Here is a 14,450-nt window from a genome sequence, read left to right as displayed (position 1 = left end):
GAGGATGCGCGGCCTTGTTTGCGTTTCCGGATCGGGGTCAGACCAGCTTTTCCGCGAGCCTTTGGGCGATGGCGTCCAAGAATCTCTCGCTGTCCACAACGGTGGTCTGGAAGCCCTCCTCCACCAGGCCCGCCAGATCCCCGGTCATCACACCGCTCTCCAGCGTCTCCAGAGAGGCGGACTCCAGCGCCTCGCCAAACCGCGTGAGGTCCGGAAGGCAGTCCAGCTGGCCCCGGCGCTTCAGGGCGCCGGACCAGGCAAAGATCGTGGCAATGGGGTTGGTAGAAGTTTTTTCACCCTTCAAATAGCGGTAGTAGTGCCGGGTGACGGTGCCGTGGCTGGCTTCAAACTCCATGGTACCGTCCGGGGAAACCAGCACGCTGGTCATCATGGCAAGGCTTCCGAAGGCGGTGGCCACCATGTCGCTCATCACGTCGCCGTCATAGTTTTTCAGCGCCCAGATGAAGCCGCCCTTGGAACGGATAACCCGCGCCACCGCATCGTCAATCAGGGTGTAGAAATAGGTGAGGCCCAGCTTTTCAAATTCCACCCGGTAGGTGTTCTCATATTCCTCTTCAAAAATTCGCTTGAACTCCCCGTCATAGATCTTGGAGATGGTATCCTTGGTGGAGAACCATAGGTCCTGCCGCTGGCTGATGGCGTACTGAAAGCAGCTGCGGGCAAAGGCACGAATGCTCTTCTCTGTATTGTGCTGGCCTTGCCAGATAGCGGGACCTTGCACACTCTGGACAGTTAAGGTTTTTTCCTTGCCACTCTCGCTTCGGAAAGTGAGCGTGGCAGTCCCTGGTTCCTCCGTGGCCATATCCACGGCCTTGTACATATCCCCATAGGCGTGCCGGGCAATGGTGATGGGATGTTCCCAGTTTTTCACTACCGGCCTGATACAGGATAGCAGGATGGGGGCGCGGAAGGCAGTTCCATCCAGATAGGCCCGGATGGTGCCGTTGGGGGACTTCCACATCTCCGTAAGCTGCGGATATTCCTCCATCCGCTGCCGGTTAGGTGTAATGGTAGCGCACTTTACTGCAACGCCTAAGCGCTGTGTAGCTTTGGCGGCCTCCACAGTCACCTGATCTCTCGTCTCATTCCGATGCAGCAGCCCCAGGTCATAGTATTCCGTTTTCAAATCCACAAAGGGTAGAATCAACTTTTGCTTGATCCATCCCCAGAGAACCCGGGTCATTTCGTCGCCGTCCATCTCCACGATGGGCGTGGTCATTTTGATTTTCTCCATGGAAACCTCCAAAATTACGATGTGGATTCGCCGCGGCAGGTATGCGGCGGACATACAGCTTCAACCGCCCAAGGTGGTGCGCACCCATGACCGAGGTTATTAGGTGGGGGAAAAAGGGAGGATGAAATCCCTGTTTCAAGCGCGCCTTGCATAGTAATTCATCAGGCAGCCATCCAGAAGAATCTCTTTTTCATCCTCCGTCAGCCCCTGGATATGAAGTAAAATATCATCCACGTTGCCGTCCTTCCGGATGACCTTGGCGGGGATATCCTCCACACCGGCATCCACAGCGCCGCGAATGTCGGGAACGAACACAAAGTCCCCTGCCTCATAGGGGAAGGGCGCACCTTCATCCAAGGTAAAAGGCAGAATACCCCAATTGATGCAGTTAGAGCGGTAGCGTTTAGTGGCAAAATTGTAGCATATATTAGCAAATCCGCCCAAAACCTTTTGGCAGCTGGCGGCCTGTTCCCGGGCGGAGCCGTCGCCTGGCTTGTTGGCAAAGACACAGGAGCCGAATTGCGTGGTGTTTAGCAATTCGGGACCGTCGCCCACTCGGTTCAAAATGGCAGTAAGGGCCTCCGGCGCTTTTCCAGCCAGCCGCTCCGCTTCCAGCATTGCCGCGGCTTTGGCCCGGCCTACATAGGCCGGCTCCCGGCGGGAGAGAGTGAACTCCGCCAGCCGCAGGGGATTGGAGCGGTAGGAGGAGGTCTCGCCGGAGGGGATGAGCTCGTCGGTGGTGGTCACGTCGTCCCGAAGCACGGCGGCCAGCTCTACCAGCAGGTTTTCCGCCAGGGGCTCCATCTTCGGCCAGTCCGTGATGTTGGGGCCCAGGATCAGCTCCGTGTCCGGCGCCGGCTTCCCAAAGCCGTTGTACAGCCGCCGGTCATAAACGCCCTTGTCAAAGTGATACTCATGGTGAACGGGCTCGTAGTTGATGTCCGTGGCAGCGGTGATCTTTCCGCCGTGCAGGGCGGTGGCGGCAATGGACCGGGCATCCATCAGACACACGCCAGCAAACTGGCCCTCTGCGGGCTTGGAGCCTTCCCGATTGGGGAAGTTCCGCGTGGTGTGCCGCAGAGAAAGGCCGTTGTTGGCAGGCACGTCCCCGGCGCCGAAGCACGGCCCGCAGAAGCTGGGCTTGATGAGGGCGCCGCTCTCCAGCAGCGCGGCGGTGGCGCCGATCTTCGTCAGCTCCAGGCTGACGGGCACACTGGTGGGATACACGTCCAAAGAGAAGTAGCCGTTGCCGCAGCTGCCGCCCCGAAGAATCGTTGCCGCCTCGTCAATATTGTCAAAAAGCCCACCCGCGCACCCGGCAATCACGCCCTGGTCCGCCCACACGCCGCCGTCATGTACCTTCCCAAAAAGGTGGGGAGTGGCCTTGGGAAAGCGCTGCTTCGCGTCCGCATCCACTGCCGCGAGGATGTCGGTGGCGTTTTCCAGGAACTCGCGGATGGTCCAGGCGTTGGAGGGATGGAAGGGCAGGGCGATCATGGGTTCTATCCGGCTCAGGTCAATCTCGATGTACTTGTCGTAATACGCGCCCTCGTCCGGGTGCAGCTCTCGGAAGTCCTCCAGGCGCTGATGCGTTTTCAGGAACCGCTCCGTCTCGCTGTCCGTCTCCCAGATGGAGGAGAGGCAGGTGGTCTCCGTGGTCATCACGTCGATGCCGTTGCGGAAGTCCATAGGCAGCGCCGCGATGCCAGGGCCGGCAAACTCCAGCACGCAGTTATTCACAAAGCCGGAGGCAAAGGTGGCCTTCACCAGGGCAATGGCCACGTCATGGGGCCCCACGCCCCGCTTTGGCGTGCCGGTGAGATAGACCAACACCACCTTTGGGTAGGGGATGTCCCAGGTGTTCTTCAAAAGCTGCTTGGCAAGCTCCGGCCCGCCTTCGCCCACGGCCATGGTACCCAGGGCTCCGTAGCGGGTGTGGGAGTCGGAGCCGAGAATCATCTTCCCGCACCCGGCCATCTGTTCTCTCGCGTAGGAGTGGATGACGCTCTGGTTGGCAGGGACGTAAATGCCGCCGTATTTTTTCGCCGCGGAGAGGCCGAACACGTGGTCGTCCTCGTTGATGGTGCCGCCCACGGCGCACAGGCTGTTGTGACAGTTGGTGAGGGCGTATGGAATGGGGAACTCCTTCATCCCGGAGGCCCGAGCCTGCTGAATAATGCCTACATACGTGATGTCGTGGGACACCATGGCGTCAAAGCGGATTTGCAGATGCTCTGGATTGCCGGAGGTATTGTGCGCCTGGAGAATAGACCAGGCCATGGTCTTTTGGCGCCCCTCCTCTGGAGAGAGGGAGGCGGCGGAATCGGGCGCGCCGTTTGCGAGAAACACGCCGGTATCATGCAGTTTGATCATGGAGGGACCTCCTGTACCCGCGGGACTTCCGCGTTTCTTACTTGTACTATATCATAAGAAAGTGCCTTTGAAAAGTAATTCTGCAAGATAAAGTAACCTATCTTGCAAAATTTGTCTACCTGCCCAAGAAAACCACAGGGTTACAAGTTGATTTTGCATGGGAAAGGGGGAAACCTCCCATGAGAAGGGAGGCTTCCGGGGTATTGAAACCGCGCTCGCAGAGACTGTGGCACTTGTGAGCAGACCTCCGATGTTCTCAGAGTACGGAGACGGACGGCGCCCACTGACACCGTTCCAGGTCCACGGTCCCGTCCAGGCGAAAAAGCACTCCCTCTGCCTCCAGCAGCGCTCGCTGGGTACCGGGGGAGTGGGTATCAAAGCAGGCTTTCGTGCCTCCAAAGCGGTCCACCACCCGATGACATGGAACGGTAGCGTCCTGACATCCGGCCATGGCATAGCCCACGGTCCTGGCACAGCGGGGCATCCCAGCAAGGCGAGCGATCTGGCCATAGGTGGCCACTTTCCCGGCGGGAATTTGGCGGACGATGGCGTAAAAGACTCCAAAGACGCTCATTTCTCCCGTACCTCATAGAGGTCCGTCCGGCGGGCGGAGAGAATCGGGAGCTGATGCCGCACGGCATCCACCCTGGATAAGTCCAGATCCGAGTACAAAATCGTTTCTTCCCCAGCCGCACGGCAGAGTACTGTGCCCCAGGGGTCCGTTACCAAGGAGTTGCCATAGGCCACGTAGGAGGCACTCTCGTCCCTGGCAGGAGAGACGCCTACAAAAAAGCATTGATTATCCACCGCCCGCTGCCGGAACAACAACTCCCAGTGGGCGGGGCCAGTGGTCATGTTGAAGGCCGCCGGGACGAAAATGACCCGGGCACCCCGCAGGCACATGCAGCGGGAGAGTTCCTCAAAGCGCAGGTCAAAGCAGATACAAAGCCCCAGGATGCCAAACTCCGTCTCAAAGGTGGTAATCTGATCGCCGGGGGAGAGGGTGTCCGACTCCCGGAAGCGCTGCCCGCCGGCAACGTCGATATCAAAGAGATGGACCTTGCGGTGCTTGGCGATCTCACGGCCCTGGCGGTCGTAGACATAGCTGGTGTTATAGACCCGGCCCTCCGAGAGCTCCGGGAGAGAGCCGCCCACCACGTACATGCCGAGCTCCGCCGCGAGAGCGGACAGCGCCGCCTGGGCAGGCCCGTTCGCCGCCTCACCATAGGGACGGAAGCAATGATTTTGATAGGGACAACAAAACATCTCCGGCAGCACTGCCACGTCAGTGTCCCGGGCGGCTGCCTCCCGCAAAAAGGCGCAGGCCCGGGCAATGTTTTCCTCCCGATCCGCCGCCACGGACATTTGAATGAGTGCTGTGCGCATTTTCATGCCTCCCTTACTTCTCCAGGGACTTTAGATAGTTCCGCCAGCCGCCGTAAGAGGTGATCTCACGCATCCCACGGACCAGCGCCGGCTCGCCTACCACGCCTAGGACGGTCTCACCGTCCTCCAGCGTCACCTTGCCGATGGTCAGCCCTTCGGGTTCTTTTTGAAGAACGGATGCAAGGCCCTCCGCCGGAATTTCCCAGACCTCTACATCCACTTGGGCGGCGCCCTCCGCGCCCGGCTCCACACGGATCATGGCCGGGTGGATATCCCGGATGCTCCAGAGACGGTAACACCGCCGGGTTTTGGCCTCATAGCGGAACACCGCGCCCACATCCAGCAGGTTTTTCTCCAGCTCCAGGCCACGCATCAAAGTGCCGTTGACTGCTAGCAGAACAGAGGACATATCATCACAGCCTTTCTCCATGTTGGATGGTTCTATTATACGGTGCCGCCGCCCCTTTGACAAGGGGAAAGGCTGCGGCCTGAACGAAGAAAGCAGCACGGTTTGCCTTGCCAGGGTCCGCCAGGCATTCTATAATAGCGGTATGACACCCCTCGATCTGCAGGGGAGGAATCTTGTACTGGATGGAGAGAGCTATGGCGTTTGATTTTAAGAGGGAATATCGGGAGTTCTACATGCCTAAGGATCAACCGGAGATCATCCACGTTCCGCCGATGAACTACATCGCGGTGCGGGGACAGGGCAATCCCAACACGGAGGACGGGGCCTATCAGCAGGCCATCGGGATTCTGTACGCGGTGGCCTATACGCTGAAAATGAGCTATAAAACGGGCTACAGGATCGAAGGCTTCTTTGACTATGTGGTACCGCCGCTGGAGGGCTTCTGGCAGACGGAAGCCGGAGTGGAGGCCAAGGATGCCTTTCAATGGATTTCTGTGATCCGCCTGCCGGACTTTGTCACTCGGAAGGACCTTGACTGGGCGGTTCGGACGGCGGAGGAAAAGAAAAAGATGAACTGCTCCGCTGCGGAGTTTATGACGGTGGAGGAGGGCCTGTGCGTGCAGAGCCTGCATATCGGCCCATTTAACGAGGAGCCTCAAACAATTGCCCGGATGGAGGCATACCTGAGAGAGCGCGGCTACCAAACGGATTTTACCGAGGAGCGGCTGCACCACGAAATTTATATGTCCGACGCAAGAAAAGTCGCACCAGAGAAGTGGAAGACCGTAATCCGCCACCCTATCAAGGAGAGGGGATAGGGGCATCGTCCTGTGGGAAAAACGGCAGCAGGCCGGCGGGAATTCCCGCCGGCCTGCCGGTTCAGTGCTTTGTGTAGGCCAAGATGGCATCCCGCAGAAAGGCGGCGCAGCCGGAAACCTCCCGGTCATAGTAGGCGGTGAACCTGGAGTCACACACATACAGCTCCGCAAGACCCGCGTGGGCTTGGGGGGTATAGGCCTCCCAGGAATAGGACAGCCACCGGCGATGGAGGGCGGCGATCCGCTGTCCCTCCAGACCGGAAGGGGCTTCACCGGAGCGGACGGCGGCGGCCAGAGCCGCGAGAATCTCATCTCCCAAAGATTTCCACTGGTCGTATTCTTCCTGGGTCAGAGAGAGGACGCACGCATTGGCCCGGTCTACCTCTGTGTCGCCGTATTGTGCACGAATCTCCGCACCGTAGGCGCGCTCGTTTGCTTCTACTGTACGCCGCTTGAAGGCCTCAAATTTTTCCTGATCTGACATGGCAGTTCCTCCTTTTGCTTCTTCAATCGTTTTTCGGACCGTCAGGATCAATTTCTCCAGTTGCTCCCGTCTGCCCACCAGCTCCGCCAGGTGGCTCTGCAGCGCCGCTAGGCGGTCGAAGCCCGGGTCATCCAGAATCGAGCGGATCGCGGAGAGCTCCAGTCCCAGTGCCCGATAGAATAAAATGAGCTGCAGGCGGTCCACCTGCTCCGGACCATAGATGCGGTAGCCTGCGTCGCTTACCCGCAGCGGCTTGAGCAGGCCCTTCTGGTCGTACCAGCGCAGTGTGCGCGCTGTGACGCCTGAGAGCTCCGCCAGGGCCTTGACTGTGTATTCCATGAGATAATCCCTCCTGACAACATGAAGTGTAGACCATGACGCTGCGTCAAAGTCAAGGAAAATCTGCAAAAAAATTGTTCAAAATCCAGGAATCATAAACCGGTGGAGAAGATAGGGCTTTTCTTTTCTTCAAAATCCAGGTATAATGAAAAAAAGGAGAGATGAACGATGATCAATACCACCCTCTGCTATCTGGAGCGTGGAGAGGAATATCTCATGCTGCACCGGACGAAAAAAGAGAATGATCTCAACCATGATAAGTGGATCGGCGTTGGCGGCAAGTTTCAGGACAAAGAGAGCCCAGAGGACTGTTTGCTGCGGGAGACCTGGGAGGAGACGGGGCTGACGCTGACCAGCTACCGTTATCGCGGGCTGGTGACGTTCATCTCCAACCTATGGCCGACAGAGTATATGCATCTGTTCACGGCAGACGGCTGGACGGGGGAGCCACACCCCTGCGACGAGGGAGAGCTAGCCTGGATCAAAAAGGCAGATCTATTGTCTCTTCCGCTGTGGAAGGGGGATCAGATTTTTCTGGACCTTCTGGACCGGAACACGCCATTTTTCTCCTTGAAGCTCCAGTATGAGGGAGACGATCTGGTTTTGGCGGTACTCAATGGAGAGCGTATCGTGTGACCGAAGAGGAGGCTGTATGCCGCAATGTAAGCTTGATGTGACTCTAGAGCCGCTGAGCGCCGCGTACCTGAATCAGGTGGAACGGCTGTGGAGCGATCCGGCGGTGATCCGCTACACCAGTATCCGGACGCCATGCACCCGGGAAGCCGCAGCCGAGAGGCTAAGCAATCTGTCGGGACGGCCTACGGTATTTGCCGTACTGCACGCGGGGAAATTTTGCGGCGTGGCGGGATGTCTGCCGGCAGAGGAGGAAACTTTTGGCCTTTTCTATCAGCTGCTGCCGTCCTATTGGGGGCAGGGGGTAGGCCGAGCCGCCGCAGAGATGGTATTGGAGGCGTTGCGCCGGCTGTCGCCGTCAGCCACAGTTTGCGCGGATGTGGTGGCGGAAAACACCGCCAGCATCCGGATTTTGGAAGGGCTGGGCTTTCGCCGGGTGCGCACCAGCGCGCCAGACGGCGGCTGCGGACGGCTGGCTATCTGGGAGTATCTGCGATCTTTCGGCAATCAAGAGGAGGAATGCCTATGAGCGGAAAACTGCTGTTATTCGGGTTTGAGTCACTGCTGAATATTCTGGCGCTGGAGGGAGCCGTGAAGCCCTTTCAGGTGGAGCTGGTGCCGGTGGGACGGACAGATTACAATAAGCCCATGGCGGTGCTGGCAGGGCTGGATACGTTGGATGCCGCAGCCGGTCCAATGCAGCCCTATGCAGGCGGACCGCTGGGGGGGCGGATGCTGGTGCTGTGCGGATTGGACGATCAGCTGGATGAGCTGCTGCCGGCTCTCAGCCGCGCTGGGGCCGGGCCGGAGTGTCTGAAAGCAGTGCTGACGGCACATAACCGGGGCTGGAACGCGCTGACACTGTATGCAGAGCTTCAGCGGGAGCGGCAGGCCATGCAGGGCGTGTGAGGAAGCAACGATGCGTGTGCTGATTTCTGCGTGTCTTTTGGGGGTGTCCTGCCGGTATGACGGTGCCTCTAAGCCCCATTCTCTGGCAGCGGCGCTGGCCAGGTGCCACGAGTTGGTGCCGGTCTGTCCGGAACAGCTGGGTGGACTGGCAACACCCCGTCCGCCGGCAGAACGGCAAGGGAACCGTGTGGTTACTCGGTCAGGCACAGATGTGACGGAGGCCTACTGCCGGGGAGCGGCGGAGACATTGCGTCTGTGCAAGGCTTTGAACTGCCAGGCTGCGGTTCTGAAAGAGCGAAGTCCCTCCTGCGGGCATGGTCAGATTTATGATGGGACCTTCACGGCTACGCTTTCCAAAGGAGACGGGGTGACTGCGGAGCTGCTGGGATCTCACGGTATCCGGGTTTATGGAGAGTCCCAGCTGGAAGAACTGCTGAAATGACAAAGAGCGCCGCATGTGCGGCGCTCTTATTTTTGAGAAAAAGGACACTTAGTGTCCCGCGGGCTTTTTTTCCAGGAGGGCCTTCTCCGTGGTCAGGTCTGCATGGAGCAGGCGGGCGAAGATAATCCCCAGGGGAAGCAGGGTCAGGAGGATGGCGGAGCCGGATATGGTGTTGCAGGCGACGGTTCCCACCACTGTACCGGCGAAAAAGAACAACAGAATCTCAAAGTGAGTCAGGAGCTTTTTCCGATGGGCCGTGTTTCCAGTACGCAGACGCCGGAGCTCATGGGCCAGCCCGACGCCGATCTGACGGATGTGGTTGGTGGCGAACGTGGTAGCCATGGACACCCCCTCGGACTGGCGGAAGGTATTGTATTGCATGGAGGCGATGAAGTTGATCGTCACCTGGGAAATCTGCACCGGCGCGGACTCCGGCAGCAGGCCCAGAAACAGCACTGCGGCGATCTCAATGGCGATGAGCATGGTTTCCCACCGCATGGGCAGATGGCGCTTGACAGGGGTTGGTAGGATTTCGGAGAGAAATGCTCCGCCGATGTAGGCGGAAATGGGAATGAGATAGTAAAGTGCGTGCCACCACTGGCCGGAGCCAAGGGCCATACCCATAAGCACCACATTCCCGGTCTGGGCGTTGCAAAAGACATTTCCACGAAGAAGATAGGTGAAGGCACCGAAGAAACCGGCCACAGCAGTGAGGGTACGGTAGAGCCAAATCCTCTCGCAGACAAGCACGTATGGACGTGCAGACTCCTCCATTTGAGACATACCTCCCAAGCTTGCAGATAGCTGCACCTGCCCAGCCACAGGTATGAAGGGCTGTTGCGGAATAGGGGCAAAAGTTGCAGCTTCTTCTTTTACGATTGTATCATAGGAGCAAAGCGCCGTCCAGAAATTCTTTCAGCGCTTTGATTCTTCTGAACACTGCGGAGGAGGTTGCGCTGATTGCAGACTGGATTTGCAGCACCCATGCGACTTATGGGAGGGAGACACCAATGGCGGGAGGCGGCTTGAAAACCGGTGACAATCAGATTCGCAAGACCAGAGTATTTTTTATCCAACCCTCCGAAAATGGGAAAATACGGTTGACATTTCAGAGGATTCTTATATAATGGTGGACAAGCATGATAGAGGTGCGAACGTCAAGAGTATTTCTTCCCATATGACAGGCACAGGGAAGGGAGAAAGGGGCTTTCGCCGAGGTTCCGGACGTCTCAGCCTGGAGGCGCGGAGTCGGGTCGTGGGAGAAGATCTCACGGACTGTCGTCCCTTTATTGGGGACGGAGCGCTGTCGTGAGTCCATACGCTGTGTGCGCCGTATGAAGTCATGACACTGTCATGACTTCATTTGTTTTCTTAAAGGAGAGAGGAAAGATGAAAAACCTGAGACGACGGGTCGTCCCTCTGCTGGCCCTGTTGGTCCTGCTGTGTGGCGTCATGACCGTCAATGCCTTCGCCGCCGATGACCCCACAGAGGAAATCGGGACGAAGATGATTGAGTGTCCCGACTGCGGGGCTGTGGGCGTCGTCCTCACCGACGAGGGCACCGCCGCCGCCTGCGACAGTTGCGGCGGCACCGGCTATGTGGAGTCCTCCAGCCGCTTCTTCAACACCTTCTGGTCCCTGCTGCCGCCGATCATTGCCATCGCGCTGGCCCTCATCACGAAGGAGGTGTACAGCTCCCTTTTCATCGGTATTGTGGTGGGCGGCCTGCTGTACTCCAACTTTGCCTTTGAGGCCACGGTGCTTCATGTGTTCAATGACGGAATTGTTGCCTCTGTCACGGACAGCTATAACATGGGTATCCTGATCTTCCTGGTGATCCTGGGTGCCATGGTGTGCCTGATGAACAAGGCCGGCGGCTCCGCGGCCTTCGGCCGCTGGGCCAAGGTTCATATCAAATCCAGGGTGGGTGCGCAGTTGGCCTCCATCCTCTTGGGCTGTTTGATTTTTATTGACGATTACTTTAACTGCCTCACGGTGGGCAGCGTTATGCGGCCTATTACCGACAAGCACAACATCTCCCGGGTAAAGCTGGCTTACATCATTGACGCCACCGCTGCCCCGGTGTGCATCATCGCCCCGATCAGCTCCTGGGCCGCCGCTGTGGCTGGCTTCGCGGAGGACGGGCAGGGCTTTAGCCTGTTTCTGCGTGCAATCCCCTATAATTATTACGCACTGCTGACCATTGTAATGATGGTAGGTCTGGTGCTGATGAAGGCAGACTACGGTCCTATGGCCAGATTTGAGAAGAACGCCAGGGAGAAGGGCGATCTCTTCTCAGGAGCGAACCCCTATGCATCTGTCAAGGAAGAGGACATGGATGGCAAGGGGGCTGTTGCGGATCTGGTGTTCCCTGTGATTGTTTTGGTGGTATTCTGCGTCATTGGCATGCTATACTCCGGTGGGTTCTTCTCTGGAGTGGGCTTTATCGAGGCTTTCTCCAATTCGGATGCCTCTGTGGGTCTGATGCTGGGCTCTGCCTTCGCTCTTGTGGTGGCGTTCATCTACTATCAGATTCGCCGCTCCATGTCTTTTAAGGACATGATGGCTTGTGTGCCCGAGGGCTTTAAGGCCATGGTTCCTGCAATCTTGATTCTGACGTTTGCCTGGAGCCTGAAGGGAATGACAGATTCTCTGGGGGCGAAGTACTTCGTCCGGGATTTCGTGCAGACCTCCGCCACGGGTGTACAGATGCTGCTGCCGGTGATCGTATTTGCCATTGGCTGCTTGTTGGCCTTTGCCACTGGCACCTCCTGGGGCACCTTCGGGATTTTGATTCCCATTGTGCAGAATGTATTCTCCATGGATGATCCCATGGCCATTGTTTGCATCTCCGCCTGTATGGCAGGTGCCGTCTGTGGCGATCACTGCTCCCCCATCTCCGATACTACGATCATGGCCTCTGCAGGCGCACAGTGCGACCATGTGAACCATGTGTCCACGCAGCTGCCCTATGCCATCACCTGTGCGGCAGTCTCCGGTGTCACTTATCTAATTGCGGGCCTCCTGGTGCATTTCGGAATTACCGGAATGATTGCTCTGCCCATCGGGATTGTTCTGATGCTGGGCACGCTATTTGTGATCCGCCAGGCAACTGGCAAGAGAGCCTGAATCGCGTATACAGATTTTGCTTTCCGGTTGATGTTCTTTTGCGGGAAGGGCGCTGCCCTTCCCGCTTTTTCCGTCCCTTGAAAGGTGAAACCGATCCTGTAAAAAACGAGTCCCAGGAGCAGGTGGGCCACGCACCGGACATTTGCCGGCATTTTCCTGCCCTTGGTTTACATCTGAGGAAAAACGTGGTACACTCGGCTTTGCGAGGAGGCGTTTTATGGAGAGGGAAATTCGACGTTTCTTAAAGAACACGGAGGTCGTTGGACACGAGCTGATCTATTTGAAGGAGACTGATTCCACCAACAACGATGTTAAACGGCTCGCCAAAGCCGGCGGGATGGATGGTACCGTGGTAATTGCCGGCTGCCAGACGGCGGGGCGCGGCCGACAGGGACGTTCCTTCCAGTCTCCACAGGGAAAGGGACTTTATCTGTCACTTCTCCTCCGGCCGCGGCTTCCGGCGGAGCGTCTGATCCCGGTGACAGCGCTGGCGGGCGTAGCGGTATGCCGTGCGGTAAAACGCGTTTGTGGAGCGCAGCTGGGCCTGAAATGGCCGAATGATCCGGTCCTTGGCGGGAAAAAGATCTGCGGGATTCTGACAGAGCTGACAGCAGGGCTGGATGTGGTGCTGGGAATTGGAATCAATGTGGCACAGACTTCCGTAGATTTTTCACCTGCTGTGGCGGAGGTTGCCACATCGCTCCAGATGGAGCTGGGACGCGCGGTGTCCAAGGCTGAGCTGGCAGCGGCGCTGATTGAAGAGCTGGACCAGATGTATGCGGCGCTCCGGGCGGGAGATTTGGCAGGTGATCTGGCATTTTACCGGAAGGTCTGCGTGAACTTGGGGCGGACGGTGCGGCTCTTGTCCGACGGAGTCTGGGAAACGGCGGATGCCGTGGACATTGATGAGGAGTTTGGACTTGTGGTCCGGGACGCGAGGGGAAGGATGCGGACGGTCCGCTCTGGGGAGGTATCTGTTCGGGGGCTTTATGGCTATGTGGAATAAAACGGAGGCGTAAGTGTTGAAGGAACTCTGGAAGCTATTTTGGATCTTTGCAAAGATGGGAGTAATGACCTTTGGAGGAGGCTATGCTATGCTGCCGATCCTCCAGAGAGAGGTGGTAGAGACCCGCGGCTGGACCACGGAAGAAGAACTGGCAGATTACTTTGCGATTGGGCAGTGTACGCCCGGCATTATTGCGGTCAATACCGCCACCTTTGTGGGGCAAAAGAGACAGGGAGTAGCAGGCGGGATTGTCGCCACGCTGGGGGTGGTCTTTCCATCTCTGGTGATCATCTCCATGCTGGCGGGCCTGATTACGAATTTTTCCCACCTGCCTTGGGTGGAGAACGCCTTTGCGGGCATTCAGGTCTGTGTCTGTGTGCTGATATTTAACGCAACAGTGAAGCTTTTGAAAAAATCAGTGGTGGATGGCTGCACCGCGGGCATCTTCCTGCTGGTTTTGGCGGGGAGTGTGGTACTGAATCTCTCACCAGTGTGGTTTGTATTGGCCTCCGCCCTGGCGGGAATTCTGCTGAAGAATCTGGAGGTGCGGCGGGTATGACCATTTATTTGCAGCTCTACTGGGAGTTTTTCAAAACGGGCCTTTTTGCCATCGGCGGGGGCATGGCTACCCTGCCCTTTTTGAAGGACATCGGCGCCTCTACCGGATGGTATACCTATAGCGATCTGATGAATATGCTGGCGGTCTCTGAGTCCACGCCCGGGCCGATTGGCATCAATATGGCCACCTATGTGGGCTATCTCGTGGGCGGGCTTCCCGGGGCAGTCATCGCGACGTTGGGAGAGGTGACGCCATCCATTATCGTGATTTTGCTGATAGCGGTCCTTCTGAAAAACTTTCAGGATAACCAATATGTCAACTGGGCGTTCTATGGGCTGCGTCCGGCCTCCACAGGCCTGATCGGTGGTGCTTGCGTTGCGGTGATGCTGGAGGTGTTGACCTTTGTTCATATCTCGGCGGGCGGCATTGTCAATACGTTTGGGCTGGAAGGAGGACAGATCTTCAACCTACCCGCTTTGGCACTGGCGGCGGTTTTGCTGGTGCTGACCAACTGGGTGAAAAAGGTGAAAGAGTGGCATCCCATTGTCTTTATCGGCCTCTCCGCGGTGGTCGGCGTGATCTTCCATTTTGGCGGGGTGTGACAGTCGGAGAGGGTGCCCTGCCGCTAAAAAAACACGTTTACCGTGGTTTAGGTATTGACGCGGCAAAGAAGCCGCATATTCCGCCATAGCGGAAGGCTTGGGCTGC

Annotated in this window: 16 protein-coding genes and 1 riboswitch; of the genes, 9 read left to right on the top strand and 7 right to left on the bottom strand. The window is 57.7% G+C overall.

Annotated features, from left to right (window positions below; genetic code table 11):
- Positions 1–37 precede the first annotated feature (37 nt).
- The 5 genes from KJS55_RS17055 to KJS55_RS17035 all read right to left on the bottom strand — a co-directional run bounded on the left by KJS55_RS17055 (position 38) and on the right by KJS55_RS17035 (position 5,423).
- The gene (locus KJS55_RS17055) at positions 38–1,255 is read right to left on the bottom strand and encodes an NADP-dependent isocitrate dehydrogenase (RefSeq protein ID WP_187031123.1); all 1,218 of its coding nucleotides are present in this window, start codon (positions 1,253–1,255) and stop codon (positions 38–40) included.
- Positions 1,256–1,390: 135 nt separating this feature from the next.
- A complete protein-coding gene (locus KJS55_RS17050; protein WP_213543925.1) occupies positions 1,391–3,628 on the bottom strand; it encodes a hydratase in 2,238 nt (745 codons plus the stop codon).
- Between the two features lie 256 nt (positions 3,629–3,884).
- Positions 3,885–4,202, bottom strand: a complete 318-nt coding sequence (locus KJS55_RS17045) for an MGMT family protein (protein WP_213543924.1) — start codon at positions 4,200–4,202, stop codon at positions 3,885–3,887.
- Positions 4,199–5,014 (bottom strand): carbon-nitrogen hydrolase family protein, encoded by an 816-nt coding sequence (locus KJS55_RS17040; protein WP_213543923.1) that lies wholly within the window; start codon positions 5,012–5,014, stop codon positions 4,199–4,201. Before KJS55_RS17040 ends, KJS55_RS17045 begins: the two co-directional genes overlap by 4 nt.
- 13 nt (positions 5,015–5,027) lie before the next feature.
- Positions 5,028–5,423, bottom strand: coding sequence for an allophanate hydrolase-related protein (locus KJS55_RS17035; RefSeq protein ID WP_187031115.1), 396 nt, complete (start codon positions 5,421–5,423; stop codon positions 5,028–5,030).
- A gap of 194 nt (positions 5,424–5,617) precedes the next feature.
- On the opposite strand from KJS55_RS17035, the gene KJS55_RS17030 reads away from it, so the two are divergent.
- Positions 5,618–6,241: a GyrI-like domain-containing protein gene (locus KJS55_RS17030; protein WP_187031113.1), complete on the top strand. Its 624-nt coding sequence runs from the start codon at positions 5,618–5,620 to the stop codon at positions 6,239–6,241.
- A gap of 61 nt (positions 6,242–6,302) precedes the next feature.
- On the opposite strand, the gene KJS55_RS17025 is transcribed toward KJS55_RS17030, so the two are convergent.
- Positions 6,303–7,064: a MerR family transcriptional regulator gene (locus tag KJS55_RS17025; protein ID WP_213543922.1), complete on the bottom strand. Its 762-nt coding sequence runs from the start codon at positions 7,062–7,064 to the stop codon at positions 6,303–6,305.
- A 168-nt stretch (positions 7,065–7,232) separates the two neighbouring features.
- On the opposite strand from KJS55_RS17025, the gene KJS55_RS17020 reads away from it, so the two are divergent.
- Genes KJS55_RS17020 through KJS55_RS17005 form a run of 4 tightly spaced genes read left to right on the top strand, consistent with a single transcriptional unit; the run spans position 7,233 to position 9,048 of the window.
- Complete coding sequence (locus tag KJS55_RS17020) at positions 7,233–7,700, top strand: NUDIX hydrolase (protein ID WP_187031109.1); 468 nt, start codon at positions 7,233–7,235, stop codon at positions 7,698–7,700.
- A gap of 16 nt (positions 7,701–7,716) precedes the next feature.
- The gene (locus KJS55_RS17015) at positions 7,717–8,226 is read left to right on the top strand and encodes a GNAT family N-acetyltransferase (RefSeq protein WP_213543921.1); all 510 of its coding nucleotides are present in this window, start codon (positions 7,717–7,719) and stop codon (positions 8,224–8,226) included.
- Entirely contained in the window at positions 8,223–8,606 is a 384-nt protein-coding gene (locus KJS55_RS17010) for a DUF3783 domain-containing protein (RefSeq protein ID WP_187031105.1), read from the top strand. The genes KJS55_RS17015 and KJS55_RS17010 overlap by 4 nt, the downstream gene beginning before the upstream one ends.
- 10 nt (positions 8,607–8,616) lie before the next feature.
- Complete coding sequence (locus tag KJS55_RS17005) at positions 8,617–9,048, top strand: 2-thiouracil desulfurase family protein (protein ID WP_187031103.1); 432 nt, start codon at positions 8,617–8,619, stop codon at positions 9,046–9,048.
- 48 nt (positions 9,049–9,096) lie between these two features.
- Here the strand turns inward: KJS55_RS17005 and KJS55_RS17000 are convergent, their stop codons facing one another.
- Positions 9,097–9,822 (bottom strand): YoaK family protein, encoded by a 726-nt coding sequence (locus tag KJS55_RS17000; protein WP_228300607.1) that lies wholly within the window; start codon positions 9,820–9,822, stop codon positions 9,097–9,099.
- 361 nt (positions 9,823–10,183) lie between these two features.
- A riboswitch (Lysine riboswitch) is annotated at positions 10,184–10,362 on the top strand.
- Positions 10,363–10,437: 75 nt separating this feature from the next.
- Between KJS55_RS17000 and KJS55_RS16995 the strand changes: the two genes are divergently transcribed.
- The 4 genes from KJS55_RS16995 to KJS55_RS16980 all read left to right on the top strand — a co-directional run bounded on the left by KJS55_RS16995 (position 10,438) and on the right by KJS55_RS16980 (position 14,344).
- On the top strand, positions 10,438–12,177 hold the full coding sequence (locus tag KJS55_RS16995; RefSeq protein WP_213543920.1) for a Na+/H+ antiporter NhaC family protein: 1,740 nt from the start codon (positions 10,438–10,440) through the stop codon (positions 12,175–12,177).
- 217 nt (positions 12,178–12,394) lie between these two features.
- Complete coding sequence (locus KJS55_RS16990; protein ID WP_213543919.1) at positions 12,395–13,183, top strand: biotin--[acetyl-CoA-carboxylase] ligase; 789 nt, start codon at positions 12,395–12,397, stop codon at positions 13,181–13,183.
- Positions 13,184–13,199: 16 nt separating this feature from the next.
- On the top strand, positions 13,200–13,742 hold the full coding sequence (locus tag KJS55_RS16985; RefSeq protein ID WP_213543918.1) for a chromate transporter: 543 nt from the start codon (positions 13,200–13,202) through the stop codon (positions 13,740–13,742).
- Positions 13,739–14,344, top strand: coding sequence for a chromate transporter (locus KJS55_RS16980; protein WP_213543917.1), 606 nt, complete (start codon positions 13,739–13,741; stop codon positions 14,342–14,344). The genes KJS55_RS16985 and KJS55_RS16980 overlap by 4 nt, the downstream gene beginning before the upstream one ends.
- Positions 14,345–14,450 lie beyond the last annotated feature (106 nt).

The organism is Pusillibacter faecalis (assembly GCF_018408705.1).
GTDB lineage: Bacteria > Bacillota > Clostridia > Oscillospirales > Oscillospiraceae > Oscillibacter > Oscillibacter faecalis.
Note: the sequence above shows the minus strand (reverse complement) of the source record. Positions and strands in the feature narration are given on the sequence as shown.

Bases quoted from the DNA above. Each gene is read 5' to 3' on its own strand.
- KJS55_RS16990 (WP_213543919.1), top strand. From the start codon at position 12,395: ATGGAGAGGGAAATTCGACGTTTCTTAAAGAACACGGAGGTCGTTGGA.
- KJS55_RS16995 (WP_213543920.1), top strand. From the start codon at position 10,438: ATGAAAAACCTGAGACGACGGGTCGTCCCTCTGCTGGCCCTGTTGGTC.
- KJS55_RS17005 (WP_187031103.1), top strand. From the start codon at position 8,617: ATGCGTGTGCTGATTTCTGCGTGTCTTTTGGGGGTGTCCTGCCGGTAT.
- KJS55_RS17010 (WP_187031105.1), top strand. From the start codon at position 8,223: ATGAGCGGAAAACTGCTGTTATTCGGGTTTGAGTCACTGCTGAATATT.
- KJS55_RS17050 (WP_213543925.1), bottom strand. From the start codon at position 3,628: ATGATCAAACTGCATGATACCGGCGTGTTTCTCGCAAACGGCGCGCCC.
- KJS55_RS17055 (WP_187031123.1), bottom strand. From the start codon at position 1,255: ATGGAGAAAATCAAAATGACCACGCCCATCGTGGAGATGGACGGCGAC.
- KJS55_RS17020 (WP_187031109.1), top strand. From the start codon at position 7,233: ATGATCAATACCACCCTCTGCTATCTGGAGCGTGGAGAGGAATATCTC.
- KJS55_RS17045 (WP_213543924.1), bottom strand. From the start codon at position 4,202: ATGAGCGTCTTTGGAGTCTTTTACGCCATCGTCCGCCAAATTCCCGCC.
- KJS55_RS16980 (WP_213543917.1), top strand. From the start codon at position 13,739: ATGACCATTTATTTGCAGCTCTACTGGGAGTTTTTCAAAACGGGCCTT.
- KJS55_RS17000 (WP_228300607.1), bottom strand. From the start codon at position 9,822: ATGGAGGAGTCTGCACGTCCATACGTGCTTGTCTGCGAGAGGATTTGG.
- KJS55_RS17025 (WP_213543922.1), bottom strand. From the start codon at position 7,064: ATGGAATACACAGTCAAGGCCCTGGCGGAGCTCTCAGGCGTCACAGCG.
- KJS55_RS17035 (WP_187031115.1), bottom strand. From the start codon at position 5,423: ATGTCCTCTGTTCTGCTAGCAGTCAACGGCACTTTGATGCGTGGCCTG.
- KJS55_RS17040 (WP_213543923.1), bottom strand. From the start codon at position 5,014: ATGCGCACAGCACTCATTCAAATGTCCGTGGCGGCGGATCGGGAGGAA.
- KJS55_RS17030 (WP_187031113.1), top strand. From the start codon at position 5,618: ATGGCGTTTGATTTTAAGAGGGAATATCGGGAGTTCTACATGCCTAAG.
- KJS55_RS17015 (WP_213543921.1), top strand. From the start codon at position 7,717: ATGCCGCAATGTAAGCTTGATGTGACTCTAGAGCCGCTGAGCGCCGCG.